This is a genomic window from Mesorhizobium sp. WSM4845, from assembly GCF_055811455.1.
Genome location: NZ_JBVVQA010000011.1, coordinates 78,726 through 93,778, shown reverse-complemented (window position 1 = coordinate 93,778; position 15,053 = coordinate 78,726). Strand labels below are relative to the sequence as shown.

Below are 15,053 nucleotides of genomic sequence, written 5' to 3'. Positions count from 1 at the left end.
TATCATCGCCCGCATAGGACATGATGGTTGCGCAACGGCACGCAGCAGCAATGCGCCCAGCGAGTCAAGGGTTAGGGTGATCGGACGCAAAGCCTGTTGGTGCTGGGTTCTTGCGAGCGCTGGACCGGTCGCGGCAAGCGGCCGCGCTACGTGCGCATCTTCGAAAGGGCAAACGGCGAGCTCTACGGGGGATCGAGCGCATGCGTTGCGGCTTGCCAAACAGGTCATCAGAGCCCTCGACCAGAAACCGCTTGAGCCGATCGTCGCAGCGATGCTGGCGGATGGTCACAAGGCTGCGCTTTCGGCAATGGCCGTGTTGCGAGACAAGCCGAACCTGTTCGAACAGTTACTCGTCCTGTGCGAAGAGGCCGGGCCGTTGAGCGAGCGGACTGCGATCAGCTGGGCGATGCCTATGTCGAAGCAAGGCGTGCCCGTGCCGCTTGATGGGTGACGCCTATATTTACCCGGGCACCACAGTCCTCATCAATCATTTCAACATCAGAGATCAGGCCAAACTCCAAGGACCGTAGGGAGACCCTGAAGGCGTTCAGCCGCGACCCGATCAGGGCGCTCGGTCGCAGGATCTTATCGACTCCGGGCCGCGCAGCCCGCAATTTGGCACGCCTTACACCTACGTCACGACCAAGACCTTCCTGTTGCACTTCGGCCTCGACACACTGTGGGACTTGCCGGATTTCGAGGCGCTTGAGGTTGCCGCGCTGCTCAGCAAGGAGAAGCTGCTGGCGGGCGATATTCCCGTCGGGCTGGTGAGTGGTGGAGGAGGTGAGGAGCGACACTCCAACGTCAGGACTGGGATAGCGCAGCAGATACATGGAAGTAATCGCTTGATATTATCGGTTAAGCGTTAAAATCAGCGAACTATTAGATCAATATCGATAAGAGGTGATTATCGATAGTGATATATTTCTCTAAAGATATCGCCTGTGACGGAAGCGAATTGCAAGATAGCTTCTGTTTCGCGGATGACATACAATCGAATCAATGGCTTATGATCTTGCCAACTTGCCCCTGAAAGCCCTGCTGCGGCCGCTCGCCCGCGCCGAAGACCTTCTGGCGCGGCTCGACGAGCGCGTGCAAAAGAGTCCGGTGCGCGACGGTTTTGTCGAACGCTGCCACTTCGCCGACGCGGTCGCCGCACTGTGGCTCGACGGCGAGCTCGTCCATGGAGAAGACCTCGTCCTGCACGACGCCCATATGGACATCCGCACCCCGACCCACGAGCTCACCCGGGCGCATGCCGTGCTGCGCGCCCGCCGCCGGATTCTTTTGCACCCACCCGACTGGGCACTTTCTCGCGTTGGCATCACGGCGCTGCGCGGCCGCGAAGGGCAGGGCAGCAACGGGTCGAGCGCGGGGCGGGCCGGCTTGGGTCGCGATGCCGGGACGGCCAGCGGGGCGGACGACGCCGTCGGCGAAAACCGTGCTGAAGACACCGGCCAGGGGGATGCTCTGGCCGAAGAACTGGCCGAGATCGACGCCGTGCTGGCCCGCTCCAGCCGGCTGCTGGCGGGCGAAAAGTTCGCGCCGCGCTCGGCGGACAGCCCGGACGTCGACGCAGCAGGGCGGGGGACGAAAGCCCCGGAGACGGCTTCCTTTGATGGCTTCGGGCCGCTGATCCGCGACCTCGACTGGGACGAGGACCAGCGGCTGGCCGAGTGGCTCGCCGTCGTCGACAAACTGCGCGGAGAAAACATGCCGGCCTTGCTTCAGGCGGCAATCGCCTGGGAGGCGTGGCAAGACATCGAACCGCTGCAGCACCAGCATTGGCTAGGCACGCTGTTGGGCGCCGCTCTGCTGCGCCAGACCGGCAAGGTCGGCTCGCATCTGTTTTGCCTCAATGCCGGATTGCGGATGGTTCCGCGCGAGCGGCGCAAGAGCCCGGTCCGCACCACCCGGCTGCTGGCGGTCCTCGGCGCTTTTGCAGAGGCGGCATCGGCCGGGCTCAAGGAACTCGACCGGCTGGCGCTGGCCAAAGGTCAGATGGAACGCCGGCTCAGGAAGCGGCGAAAAAACTCGAGCCTGCCGGCGCTGATCGACCTGGTCCTGGCGCGGCCGGTGGTGTCGGCCGGTCTGATCGCGGCGGAGCTCAAGGTCACGCAGCGTGCGGCGCTCGGCCTCGTTTCCGAGCTCGGCATCCGCGAAGTGACGGGCAGGGGGCGCTACAGGGCGTGGGGATTTGTGTGACGAAAGTCGCAAGATCAGCGGTTTGTGCCCTCCTCATGCAATCTTGGCAGGGGAAACTCACGTCGCGTTTTCCGTGCCCGCCCGTGGCGTGGCTCGGCATCGAGCCATCACCCCCGCAGAAAAGCATCCGCCGTTTCATCGCGTATAGGCAGAGCGCTCCTTCCCCGTCCAAAACCTACCCAGACCAACGTCGTCGCCGTTGGATTGCGACCGTAGGCGTCTGCCGTCCTCGGAAACCCCAAACGATCCCGGCGCGGCAGATTTCCGCTGCCGATGCTCGTCAGTCCAGATCCGAAACGTACGGGAGCGGTAACTACTAAACTGGCGGGATGCGTCTAACTCCCGATCGCAAAGAAGTACCCCCGTATGTAACTGCCGTTTTTCACGTCTTCCGCTGTATTTCTGATGAAACGCGAAGCAGTCTGATACATAATCAGCCGTCGGGAGGCGGGATGGCTAGAATCGTTCACATCAAGATTGAGAGTTTTCGCGGCATTCGCCTGTTGGAGTGGATTCCATCGCGGAGGGTCAATTGCCTCATCGGTCCCGGCGATTCCTGCAAGACGACAATTCTCGACGCCATCGAACTCGCGCTAACGCCACGCAGTTATCTGATCGCCGATGACTCGGACTTCTTCGATCTTAATGTCGAAAAGGCTGCAAAAATCACCGTCACGCTCGCCGGCCTGCCTGCTGAGTTCAAAGCGGATGATCGCTATGGCCTTCACCTTCGGGGCTGGAATGAGGATTTGCAGACGCTAGAAGATGAGCCGGGCGATGGCCTGGAAGACGCACTCTCTATTCGCGTGACCATCGATTCATCTCTTGAGCCGCGCTGGTCGCTCTTTAATGAGCGGATCGGCGACGCCGCAGAAGACCCGCCCGCCCTGCGATACAAGGATGCAAAAGCGCTGGTCCCTAGTCGACTTGGTTCTTATGCTGATCGTCATCTTGGCTGGGGGCGGCAATCAATTCTCACCAGATTCGAGGAGGCGCAATCGCCGGCAGCGGGAATCCTCGCAAAGATTGGACGCGACGCGAGATCGGCGTTCAGCAAAGAAAATCCGGACGTGTTCAAGGAGACCGTCGCCAAAGCCAAGGTCGCCGCCACGAAATTCGCTGTTCACATGCGCGGGGAGTATAAAGCCGAACTCGACATTCAAGGGCTCTCGATTTCTTCCGGGGGCATATCGCTGCACGATGATGGTCTTGCGCTGCGTAATCTCGGAACCGGCTCCTCGAGACTTGTGGTGTCAGCTCTTCAATATGACGGCGGAGATACGATCACCATTGTCGACGAGCTTGAACACGGGCTTGAGCCCCACCGGATCGCCCGCCTCGTCCGATATCTGAAAAAGGAAAGAAAGAACCCCGATACGCAAGTGTTCCTGACAAGCCACTCGCCCGTGGTCATTCGCGAAGCAGGGGCCGAGGACATACACACGGTTCGATCGAAAACGGGCACCGTGACCGTAAGCGCAGTAACACAAGCGGCTGTGGATTTGGATCAAGCGCAGCGCCACGTGCGGGCTTCGCCTGATGCGTTCCTGGCCCGGAGAATTATCGTCGGCGAAGGCCGCACGGAACTTGGCCTGCTACGCGGGTTCGACGCGATGTGGACAGTCGCCGGGCGTGACTCTTTCGCGTTCCTTGGTGTCGCGGCCGTGGATGGAACCGGCAACTCATCGGCAACGGCACTGGCGCTGCATCTTCTCAAGCTCGGTTACGATGCGCTAGTCTTGCTCGATCGCGATGACCCTGCGCCCGAAGCGGCCGTTGCCGCTGTCAAAGCGATGGGCGGCCGCGTCGTGGAGTGGCCTGACGACTGCTCCACCGAAGAGCGCATGTTTCTCGATCTTCCCTGGCCGACTCTACAGTCCCTCGTCGCCTACGCCGAAGAGTGCGTCGGCAGTGAGGCGGTGCTCGCCCGAATAAACAACGTGATGGCGGAAAACGGACTTGCCGCTATTCCTGATCTCTCATTGCCAGACGGACTGGATACCGCCGGATTTCGGTGGACGCTCGGAAAAGCTGCGAAAGGCAAAAAGAACCAGAAGAAGCCCGGATGGTTCAAAGAGATTTCGCGCGGCGAACGCGTCGCCGAGATCGTCTTCGCGGCGCTGGTAAATATCCCGAACCAGCCCTTCGCCAAGGGAGTTGCAGACATCCGTGGGTGGGTGGATGGATGAGATACTCGAGGAGGCGGTAGCAGAATTAGCGGCGGGCATCGCGCGTGGCAGCGTGATTGCTGCCGCCGGATGCGGCAAAACCGAGCAGATAGTGAATGCGACCCTAGTCTCCGCTGGCCGCCGTCTCATTCTCACCCACACCCATGCAGGCGTGGACGCGCTCCGCTGGCGCATGGACAAAAAACTTGTGCCTAAATCACGCTATCGGATCGAAACGATAGCCGGATGGTGTCTTCGATACGCCGCATCCTTCCCGGCACGATCGGGCATTCACGTAGCAGCCCCTCGCACAGATGCGGACTGGCAATCGATATACGATGCCACGGTGAAGCTGCTTGACGCGGGGACGGTCACAAATGTTCTGCGCGCCTCTTACGGCGGGCTATTTGTCGATGAGTATCAGGATTGCACCCAAATCCCAACACAAGGTCATCGACGCTCTTGCGCAGATACTTCCAACCTGCGTGTTCGGCGATCCGATGCAGGCGATATTCAGTTTTGGCGGCCAGGTCCCTGTCTCCTGGGATGCCGACGTATTTCCGTCTTTCCCGAAAATAACGGTGCTGCAAAAGCCGCACAGATGGTTGCGCGAAGGAAACAAGGAACTTGCCGACTGGCTGAGCGTCGTGAGGCTTAAGCTGGAGGCCGGCGAAAGCGTGGACCTGGAGCAGCGCCCGGCCTGCGTCGACTGGCAGGCGCTTCCCGCCGACGCCGCCTATCATCGCCCGAAGATTGTCGGCTCATGTAAAGCGCTCCTGGGGCCGGCTGCCAATGACGGCATCATTGTTATCGCAGACGCCAAGAACGCTGGCTCGCGCTCAGGGCTTGCGAAAATGCTCGGCTCCTCGGGCTTCACCAACATCGAGCCGGTGGAGTGCAAGACACTCGCGGCCGCTGTCCGCAACATCGGCAAGTCGAGTGGTGAGCAACGGCTCGAATTCGTCATGGGTTTCATCTCAGACTGCATGACCGGCGCGGAAGAAACGCCCTACCTGAAGGCCGTCGTATCGCACCGCAAGGGCGGCAAGTTGGGGCAAAAAAATTTCGGCGATCTTATCGCCACAGGAATCGCTACTGTCAAAAACGAAGACCTTGCTTCCGTTCTGGCTCTTATGGAGGGCTTCCGGGATCGACCCGCGACCACGCTTTATCGCCGGGAAATGTATCACGCGATGGCGAGCGGTCTTCGGCTCGCGATCAATTCGCCAGGAAAATCGCTGAGCGATGCCATCTGGGACGTGCAAAACAGAATCAGGCACGCAGGACGCATCATTCCAAAACGAAGCATCGGCAGCACCCTTCTCGTAAAAGGGCTTCAATTCGATCGAGCGGTGATTGTCGCCAACGGCGCAATGAACGGCAAGGATTGGTACGTCGCTCTAACAAGAGCCAGCAAAGGCGTCACCATACTGTCCACCGCGCCGAAGATTCATCCCGCCGTTCAGGCAGCACCGTTGGGGGAGGCTGCGGAATGACCGCCAGCGGAAAGTGGGCGGAAAAGGGCGTGCCCCACAAAGGTTGGACCTGTGTGGATCTCGAAGACCTCGGCTCGCCGTCCGAGACTTGCGAAATGTGCGAGATAACCGACATCCGCTACGTCCATTGCATGGAGCATCCCGACTGCCCCCAAGTCCTTCGTGTCGGCTGCGTCTGCGCGGGCAACATGGAGGAAAATCTTGAGCGGGCGGAACGCCGCGAAAAATCCATGAAAAGCGCCGCGAGGCGTCGTAAGGCATGGCCAGGCCGCAAGGCGTGGAAAGTTTCGCAAAAAGGGAATTGGTATATTTCCGAAGACGGCTACGTCGTTACGATCTTCCGAAAGAATGACAACTGGAGCGGCGTCATTAGCAACGACGCGCTCGGCATTAAGCACTTTGCCCGGCGGACATATCCGGACGCCACGGCGGCAAAGCTTGCCGCCTTCGATGCGCTCGTGCTGTTGAAAAGTCGAAATTGATTAGCCTGTTGGGCGCCCCGGTGTCGCTTGGCAGTTAATCGTGAGAATGCGGCCGTTTCGGTTAGATTTGGCAGCTAATTGCGTGTCGGCTGTCCCGCTCAATGTGACCGAGTTGAACCGTCATCGGAGCACCGACTGTCCCACGCCGATATGCCTTCTCTTCCTTCTAGCGCGAGCACCCCGATAGGCAGACTGGATGCCCCGACGGAGAGCCGTCAGCGTTCCGCGTTAGAAGTCGGCAATTGCCCTGTCCGCCGCGTCAGCAGCATGGCTTCGTCTCCATCCTTGGCCACCACGTGCGCCTGTGCAGGGCCTTCGCCGGAAAGTCCGTCGCCTTTCGCCCAACCGCTGCCGACGGCGTCTTCGACGCCTCGTTCAGACATCAGAAAATAGAAACCATCGACCTCAATGCCATTGATCGATAGGAGGGCAAACTGTTCGCGATGTCTTCGCACACCTGTTCGCGATGTCCCCGGTCCAAACAGATAGGAGAGGGGGGTGCCATTTCCTGTCATGCCGCTCGCTCTTTCGAAGTAACTGGGGGGCCTGAATCCATCTGACTCCCGCTGTATTCGCGCAGGGCGCAAAGCATGCTTACGAGCCGCATCTCGTGAACGTTGTTGCAGTGGACCTCCAGGAGCCGTGGATTCGCAAAAACCAAGGCAAGCACCTGCGCCCGCGATACCGCGACGTTGATCCGATTGAGGCTGAAGAGGAAATCGACCCCGCGCGGGATTTCATCCGCCGACGAAGTGGTCATGGATACCATGCAGACAGGAGCTTCCTGCCCTTGGAACTTGTCGACGGTTCCGATCCGGGAACCAAGGGGAAGCGATCCTCTCAGGGCATTCACCTGCGCGTTGTAGGGCGCAACGATCAGGATGTCTTGAAGCGTCAGGCTTCTTTCCTTGCCATCACGATCGCGGAACCTCACTCCAATGAGGCGGTCCATTTCGCGGCGGATAGCATCGATTTCCTCGACAGCGACCTGTCTGTTACCGGTGTGCTGAACTTCCACAAAGCGAACATCTGAGGATCGATCGGCATCTGAGATGATCGCTTGTCTGGCGGCGCCTTCATCTGAGGCGAGCCGGCTCTCATAAATGATGTCGGAGATGAACCGGCACACACGGGGATGCATCCGGCGTGAAATTGGCAAGAAAATGCCCATGTCGGCCGGAACAGTATTATGCCCGGCGAGCAGATACTCGAGCGACGACAGCCCACTTTCTCCAGGATGCGCACCCTGAATCGGTTGAGGCAGCTGCATAGGATCGCCAACCAGCACGATGTTTTTGGCACAGGTGCCCATTGCAACGATGTTCGCCACCGAAACCTGGCCAGCCTCGTCGACAAACAGATAGTCGAAAGCCTGTTGGAATTCTGGCCTCGAGAGCAGCCAAGCCGTCCCGCCCACCACTGAGGCCGTGATCAACTGACTGTCTTCATTTTTGGACGTGACGTAGATGGAGCCATACGGATCGTCGAAGCCGTCTCCCCCCTTCTTTGCTATGGCGACCGATGTGCCGGCTTCGTTGGCTCTATCGACCACCGCACACAGCAGATTGTCGATGGCCTTGTGGCTGTTGGAGGCGACTGCAATCCGCTTCCCTCGCTTGACCAAATCCAGGATAGCGCATGAACTGACGTAAGTCTTTCCAGTGCCTGGTGGTCCCTGGACGGCCACTGTACTGCGATCGAGGTCACCGACTGCGGTGATGACTTCCGGAACGACATCTGAAGACGGATCGATGATGTTCGGCTGTCTACCATGGCTCAGAAAGCGAGGTCTGCAACGCTGCAAGAAATCCAGGATTGCCGGGAACTGCCGATCATCCCGAACGATTGAGGCCACCGCGCGTTGAATGGCGCCTTCGATGGTCCGGGTATCCAGCGGTCCTGCAGGAACCAGGCACGTCGATTCGGGTGCATCATCGTAGCGGTTCTTTGAAAACTGCACGACCGCGCGATTGCTAGTTCGATCGATCTCGATCAGCCTCGCGGAAGACGGCAAGCCGTCCACCTCAATATGGCAATCTCCCACATCGATCCGCCCCAGGGCAGCCCGAAAAACGCGCCCTGGAAGAGGACATCCGCGCCGGCAAAGAGCGCCGCACGCGTTTCCTTGGCAGCGGCTGGCAAATCCCGGTCGCGGCCGAACTCGATAACGCGATGGCCTTCTGCACGCAGCTTGGCAAGAAACTTCGCTTCGTGGGCGTCGCCCTGCTTCTGGAGGATCTTGGCATCCTCCGTGTCCTCCGCGGGGAAAAGAGGTTCCCCCTTCGCGTATCTGAGATCCATCGCGGTCGCATGATTACAGCCCATGAACCGCATCAGGTCCGATGCGGAAAGCAAAATCTCCGAGCCTTCCAGTTTCATTTCACTCCCCCACCCAACTCATAATAGAACCGTAAGTACTGATCGTAACAATAGCTGTCACCCGGATTGGTGAAGATCGATGTCATTTGAGAAGGCGCAGCAGCTGATTGAGCTTGCAACGTATGTTGCAGCCCGAAGAATGGGCGTGACAGTTGACGACGTCGGGGAGCGGTTTCGCGTATCCAAACGCACCGCGCAGCGGATGCTGCATACGCTCGAAGTTCAATTTCCCGATACCGAATCCAGCTTCGAAGACGATGGGCGTAAACGTTGGCGATTACAGACGGGAGCCCTGCGCGATCTGCTCACGCTCACTCCCGATGAACTGGCGGCGCTGGATCTCTCGATCGAGACACTGGAACGGAATGCTCAAGGTCTGGAGGCCGAGGAACTCCGTTCTTTGCGAGAAAAAATACTGGCGCTGGTGCCGGGCAATCGGATCGCACGTCTGGAAACTGACCACGAAGCATTGCTTGAGGCGCAGGGTCTCGCAGCCCGCCCGGGGCCTACGACAAGACTGGCGCCACACGTGGGTTCGACCATAGCAACGGCGCTTAAGGGGTCGCAGCGGTTGAAGATCGTCTACCAGTCCCGCGGGTCAGCTACATCCACCGAGCGAGTGGTCGAACCTTATGGAGTGTTGATCGGAATCCGACGCTATCTGGTGGCCAGGCCAACAACTGATCGCGCGGGTCCGCTCAGGCACTTCGTGGCTGAGAAGATCGAACGCGCGGAACTGACCGGAGAGGTCTTCGAGCGTGATCCAGGCTTCGACATTCATGCGCATGCGCGGAAGGCGTTCGGAGCTTTTCAGAACGACAGTGAGTTTGGCGAAGTCATCTGGAAGTTCAAGCCTGACGCAGCGCTGCATGCACGAACTTTCCTGTTCCATCCGGCTCAGATCCTGGAGGATCAATCCGACGGTTCACTGATCGTGCGTTTCTGGGCGTCCGGTCATATGGAGATGTGCTGGCACCTCTACATGCGGGGAGACTAGGTTGAGGTCGTGGCGCCGGAGGCCCTTCGCAGAATGGTCGAGACGCACCAGCGCTCTGACTTTCCTTCGCTTCCATAGAATGCAATTTCCCAAACAGCTTTGAACCGCGGGAACTACACGAGCCCCGCCTGGTGACAGATTCTGTCATTAGCCTGTGGAAACCTAACATCGCGAGAGATTGGCAGCCTAGGCAGCAACCTAAGCGCAGCCCAGTATCTGTTTCGGGGAATCAAAGCCTTCTCGCGAAGGCAAAAGGTGAGGGCATGGCTTTTCGATTTGTTCATACGGCGGACGTTCATCTGGATTCGCCTCTTCGGTCGCTGGCGCTGCGCAACCCGGAATTAGGCGAACTGATAGGCAACGCGACGCGGCGTGCCTTTGTCAATATCGTCGATCTCTGCCTATCCGAGCAGGTCAACGCGCTTCTTCTCGCAGGTGATCTCTACGACGGCGATCAGACCTCCATGAAAACTGCGCGGTTCCTTTCCGAGCAAATCCGCCGACTGGACCAAGCCGGAGTCCGGGTGTTCATCATCCGAGGCAACCACGACGCGTTGTCGAAGATCACCAGAGAATTGACGTACCCAGAAACCGTAAAAGTCTACGGTGGGCGCCCGGAGGCTATCTCGCTCGAATTGGATCAAGCGACCCCTGTGGTTATTCACGGGCTTAGCTTTGCGCAGGCCCAGTGTCCCGAAAATCTGGTGGGAAAGTACAAACCACGGATCGAGGGCGCTGTTAACATCGGTCTTCTGCACACCAGCCTCGCAGGAACGCGGGGGCACGATCCCTACGCACCCTGCGACGTCTCGGATCTGGAGGCGACAGAGTTCGACTATTGGGCGCTCGGTCACATTCACAAGCGATCAATCAGTAACGGACGCTGCACGATCGTAATGCCTGGCATGCCCCAGGGGCGCGACATCAACGAATCTGGTCCGAAATCGGTGAGTCTTGTTACGATCGCTGATGACCGAACCGTCCACATTGAGGAAAGGTTCACCAGCATCGCCCAATTCGAGCGCGTCGTGATCGACCTCGACGGCATCGCAGATTGGCGTCACATGGTGACCACGGTAGCGAGCAACCTGGGGGCCGCGCGGGAAGCTGCAAATTCCGATCACCTTGTGGTCCGGCTTTCCTTCACCGGACGAACGCCGCTCGCATGGCAGCTCCGTAACGACGTCGATCTCATCAAGACCGAAGCCGAGCACAGGGCATCTGTCATTGGCCGAACCTGGATAGAGAAAGTGGAGATCCAGTGCACCGACCTCGTTTCTTCGGATGGGACCAACGGGGATCCACTCGTCGAACTTCGAGAGCTTGTCGGAAGCGAGATCATCGGTTCGGAAGCTTACCATGCGGCGCTCATCGATATTGGGGAGGAGCTTCGTGGTCATCTGCCACCTGAAAGCAGAGGTACTTTCGGTGCTGATCAGGAGGAGTTTCGGGCGACGTTGCGCCTGCTCGCGCAGGAGGGGGTCGAAGATGTGCTCGCACGGCTTCATCGTCGGAAGCAGGATGAGGTAGCATGATGCGCATCAACCGGCTTGACCTTACCCGCTACGGCAAATTCACCGACAAGCACATCGACTTCGGGCCTGTGGAGCCGGGCCGTCCAGATCTACATATCATCTACGGTCCGAACGAGGCGGGCAAATCGACCGCCCTATCTGCATTCCTCGACCTTCTCTTCGGCATCGAGTCCCGCAGCCGCTATGATTTCCTCCATCCTTACTCAACGATGCGCATCGGGGCCGCATTGGACATCGGTGGTGTTGCCCGTGAGCTAGTCCGGATCAAGAAGCCCCAAAGCAGTCTGCTCGGTCCGGGCGATCAGCCGATCGGCGAGCATTTGATACTCGGCGAGCTTGGTGGAGTTGAGCGGGACGTCTATTGCGCGATGTTTTCCCTCGACGATGACACCCTTGAGGAAGGCGGGAAGAGCATCCTGGCCAGCAAGGGTGATCTCGGACAGCTTCTGTTTTCGGCAAGCACAGGTTTGGCCGCACTAAGTCAGACACTTGTTGAATTGCGTTCGCAGGCCGACGGCCTTTTCAAACTCCGTGCCCGTAGCAGTGAAATCGGCGACTTGAAAAGTCGGCTTTCCGATCTGAAGGAGCGAAAAGAGCAGATTGACACGCTCGCCACCCATTACCGCCAGATGGTGGAAACCAAGGAGCGGTCACTGGCACACTATGACGAAGCGATGGCTGACCGAGCCCGGACGCAGCTTCGGCTTGACGAGATTAAGAACCTGCTGACCGCACTGCCACGACTGGCGGAATTGCGGGACATCCGCGACAGTCTCGCTGAGTTGCAAGATGTTCCCGAAGCGCCGCCTTCGTGGGGAAACCAACTTCCGGTAATTCATCAGGAAGACATCGAGCTTGCCGTGAAGCGGGAGACGGCGAAAGCGTCCATCGCCGAGCTTGAGAAAGGGCTCAATGCCATTGCGGTTGACGACATCGCGCTCACCTTGGGGCAAAGGATGGACGCTATCGGCGAGTTGCACGCCCGTTATGTCACCGCTGAAAGGGATCTGCCGGACCGTCGCCTGCAATTGATGGGAGTCGACCGGGAAATTGCGAATATTCTGCGGCTTCTCGAACGCCCTGAAGGAGACGAGCCGAGCAGCCTGATGCTCGGAAGTCGCATTTCTGGGAGCATCAGAGATCTCGTTGAACGCCGCTCCGGTATCGACGCGACACTTCAAAACGCGAAGCGCGAAGCCGAAGAGGCGAACCGCCGTCTGATCGAGTTGCGGAGCAAGCTGTCGAGCGAAGCCGCTGCCTCCATAAACGGCAAAGCCATTGCGGCGCTGGCGAGGGAGCTCTCGGCTCTTCGAGAGAACGATCATGCCGCCCGTCGCCGTGTCGCCGAACGCTCCCGTGTGGATCTTAAAGAAACACTGGCGCAGCAGATGTCGGAACTCCGACCGTGGGGTGAAAGCGTTGACCAGGTACGGCAAATGAGAGTGCCGGCACCTTCTGAGCTGGAGGCCTGGAAATCAGCTCTGTCTAAAGCGGAAGCCGAGATCGATCGCTACAGCGATGACAGCGGGCGCCTCACGAGTGAGCTGCGGTGTTTGCGAGCCGAACTGGGTGCATTGAAGAATTCCACCGGCGTCGTGGACGATCTTGAGGCAGCGACGTCGCGATCAGCGCGTGAAGCGGCATGGGCTACGCATCGTGACGCGCTCGATGAATCGACCGCTGCGGCGTTTGAGATCGAGCTGCGGAAAGACGACCTGATCACCAGCGCACGGCTGGGACAGATGAGCGACCTGGCGAAGCTGAATCAAACTTATCAGAGGCTCGCCGTCGCGGAAGCGGAATTAGAGCGCTCAGCGGAGTTGCTGAACGCGGCGAAGTCGAAACGCGAAGCTATCAGGGCCGAAATTCTGGAGTCCGCTCGGAAAATGGCTCTGACCGTTTCTGGCGAGATCAAGCTAGGTGGGCTTGAGGCATGGCTGGGACGCCGCGAAATGGTCCTCGCGACAGCCGACTTGCTCCGGGAGGCCGAAGGTGACTTACGCCAGGCGGAAGCGGACGGCTCGGCGGCGCGCAACCGGCTCTCGGCGGCATTATCGGCGGCAGCCGTTTCCCAGGATCACTCTGACTCCTACGAAGCGCTTTTGGCCAGGGCCCAATTCGCCGTTGATCTTGAAGTCGAACACAAGAATTTGAGGGAGCAACTTGAACGCTGCGAAAGGGAGCAGGCTTTCCGCCAGTCAGCCCTTGAAACGGCAACTGCCGACGAGGCGCAATGGGACGCGTCGTGGGCTGAGGTTTGCAAGAGCTGTTGGCTCGGCGCAGGAGGAACTATCCCCAGCCTCGCAACCGTCAAGGAGGTATTGGACAGACTTGCCGAGCTTGGCCCGGCCACTCAACGGCAAGCCGGCTTGGCAGATCGCATCGCCAAGATGGAGGAAGATCAGGCAGCCTTCTTGCGCGAACTGTCCGTCATGGCTGCGGAACTCGGATTGGACCGATCAGCAGAGAGTGCCCTGAGACTCTGGGCGCTGATGTCCGCGAGAGTGGAAGAGGCTCGGGCGAAAAAGGCAGAAAGGGAATCCAAGCACCTTGCTCTCGAGGATCAGATTCTCAAAAACCGGGACCTGGAGGCTGAAATCGCGATTTGCGAGCGCCGCAAATCTGAAATGACGCAGCTGTTCGGAGTATCTTCGCTGCAGGAGGTAGAGAAGAAGCTGCGCATGATCGAGCAGAGGAGAGACTTGCGCCGGCGGTCCGATACCATCGAACGCGAAATCCGAGAGGCGCTATCAATCCAGGACATGGCCAATGTAGAACAGATGCTTGACGCCGCGGATCGGCCTGCGCTGGAGGTCGAGCAGGTAGAACTCAGGGCCCGGTTTGAGGATCAGGATCGGCGCGTACGGGAGCTGTTTACGGCATACAGCAAAGCGTCCGACGAGGTGGATGCCGTCGACGGCGAGAGTGCCGTGGCTGCTCTTGAAGAGCAACGGCGCACGGTCCTCCTGGAAATCGAGGATAAGGCGTTCAGCTACTTCCGCCTTAGGGCCGGCATCGTCGCGGCCGAGCAAGCCTTGCGCCTCTACCGCGACAAGCATCGCAGTTCGATGATGGTTCGCGCCTCGGAGGCTTTTCAGGTGATCAGCCGCGGCGCCTATCGCGGTCTGGCGACCCAGCCTGACAAGGACACCGAAGTGCTTATTGGCATCGGGGCTGATGGGAGTTCCAAGCTGGCGCAGGAAATGTCAAAGGGAACGCGCTTCCAACTCTATCTCGCGCTCAGAGTGGCCGGCTACCACGAGTTCGCCCAATCTCGCACCCCTGTTCCCTTCATCGCCGACGACATCATGGAGACGTTCGACGACTTCCGTGCCGAGGAAGCCTTCCGGCTATTCGCCGACATGGCGAAAGTGGGTCAGGTGATCTACCTGACGCATCACCAGCATCTTTGTGATATCGCCAGGCGGGTTTGTCCCAATGCGCGCATACACGAGTTGGCGCCGCCGCTCGTCTTGGAAAGCCGTGCGGCCTGATGGGCAGGCACAGAAACCGGATAGCTATCCAAGTATCGGCAACACGACCGCGATGGCCCAACACCGGTCTGAGAGCCGCGTGGCGACGAATTTCTCCACGCCAACCATGCCCATCATGTAAACTTAGGCTCTGAAATCGTCATATGTCGAAGCCCTCAAAGGCTCCATCGCCCCTCAGGCTGATCGCCGAAGGTGCCCCCGTAACACCGGTTACCTGAAGATCCGTTTTCCAGGAGTTATTCCGCCTGCCGTCGCAGGGATCTGCGGAAACCTTATCGAGAAGGGGTCGTGCTGGAG

The 15,053-nt window shown here is 59.2% G+C and carries 11 protein-coding genes and 1 pseudogene; 9 read left to right on the top strand and 3 right to left on the bottom strand.

Going from position 1 to position 15,053, the window contains the following annotated elements:
- Positions 1–205 precede the first annotated feature (205 nt).
- The 6 genes and pseudogenes from AC0L2C_RS15070 (at position 206) to AC0L2C_RS15045 (ending at position 6,351) form a co-directional block, all read left to right on the top strand.
- A complete protein-coding gene (locus tag AC0L2C_RS15070; RefSeq protein ID WP_473523727.1) occupies positions 206–451 on the top strand; it encodes a hypothetical protein in 246 nt (81 codons plus the stop codon).
- A gap of 121 nt (positions 452–572) precedes the next feature.
- Positions 573–869 (top strand): annotated as a pseudogene (locus AC0L2C_RS15065) (hypothetical protein); the annotation flags it as partial.
- Positions 870–1,002: 133 nt separating this feature from the next.
- Positions 1,003–2,205, top strand: coding sequence for an RHE_PE00001 family protein (locus AC0L2C_RS15060; protein ID WP_473523726.1), 1,203 nt, complete (start codon positions 1,003–1,005; stop codon positions 2,203–2,205).
- Positions 2,206–2,657: 452 nt separating this feature from the next.
- On the top strand, positions 2,658–4,394 hold the full coding sequence (locus AC0L2C_RS15055) for an ATP-dependent nuclease (RefSeq protein ID WP_473523725.1): 1,737 nt from the start codon (positions 2,658–2,660) through the stop codon (positions 4,392–4,394).
- 392 nt (positions 4,395–4,786) lie between these two features.
- Complete coding sequence (locus AC0L2C_RS15050) at positions 4,787–5,869, top strand: UvrD-helicase domain-containing protein (protein ID WP_473523724.1); 1,083 nt, start codon at positions 4,787–4,789, stop codon at positions 5,867–5,869.
- Complete coding sequence (locus AC0L2C_RS15045; protein ID WP_473523723.1) at positions 5,866–6,351, top strand: hypothetical protein; 486 nt, start codon at positions 5,866–5,868, stop codon at positions 6,349–6,351. The genes AC0L2C_RS15050 and AC0L2C_RS15045 overlap by 4 nt, the downstream gene beginning before the upstream one ends.
- Before the next feature lie 215 nt (positions 6,352–6,566).
- Here the strand turns inward: AC0L2C_RS15045 and AC0L2C_RS15040 are convergent, their stop codons facing one another.
- The 3 genes from AC0L2C_RS15040 to AC0L2C_RS15030 are packed head-to-tail and all read right to left on the bottom strand — an operon-like array spanning position 6,567 to position 8,730.
- A complete protein-coding gene (locus tag AC0L2C_RS15040) occupies positions 6,567–6,866 on the bottom strand; it encodes a hypothetical protein (RefSeq protein WP_473523722.1) in 300 nt (99 codons plus the stop codon).
- A complete protein-coding gene (locus AC0L2C_RS15035) occupies positions 6,863–8,365 on the bottom strand; it encodes a DEAD/DEAH box helicase (protein ID WP_473523721.1) in 1,503 nt (500 codons plus the stop codon). Before AC0L2C_RS15035 ends, AC0L2C_RS15040 begins: the two co-directional genes overlap by 4 nt.
- On the bottom strand, positions 8,344–8,730 hold the full coding sequence (locus tag AC0L2C_RS15030) for a hypothetical protein (protein ID WP_473523720.1): 387 nt from the start codon (positions 8,728–8,730) through the stop codon (positions 8,344–8,346). The genes AC0L2C_RS15035 and AC0L2C_RS15030 overlap by 22 nt, the downstream gene beginning before the upstream one ends.
- A 79-nt stretch (positions 8,731–8,809) precedes the next feature.
- Here AC0L2C_RS15030 and AC0L2C_RS15025 point away from each other — a divergent pair, with 79 nt between their 5' ends.
- The 3 genes from AC0L2C_RS15025 to AC0L2C_RS15015 all read left to right on the top strand — a co-directional run bounded on the left by AC0L2C_RS15025 (position 8,810) and on the right by AC0L2C_RS15015 (position 14,756).
- Positions 8,810–9,727, top strand: coding sequence for a helix-turn-helix transcriptional regulator (locus AC0L2C_RS15025; protein WP_473523719.1), 918 nt, complete (start codon positions 8,810–8,812; stop codon positions 9,725–9,727).
- Positions 9,728–9,990: 263 nt separating this feature from the next.
- Entirely contained in the window at positions 9,991–11,262 is a 1,272-nt protein-coding gene (locus tag AC0L2C_RS15020; protein WP_473523718.1) for a metallophosphoesterase family protein, read from the top strand.
- A complete protein-coding gene (locus AC0L2C_RS15015; protein WP_473523717.1) occupies positions 11,259–14,756 on the top strand; it encodes an AAA family ATPase in 3,498 nt (1,165 codons plus the stop codon). Before AC0L2C_RS15020 ends, AC0L2C_RS15015 begins: the two co-directional genes overlap by 4 nt.
- The last annotated feature ends 297 nt before the right edge of the window (positions 14,757–15,053 follow it).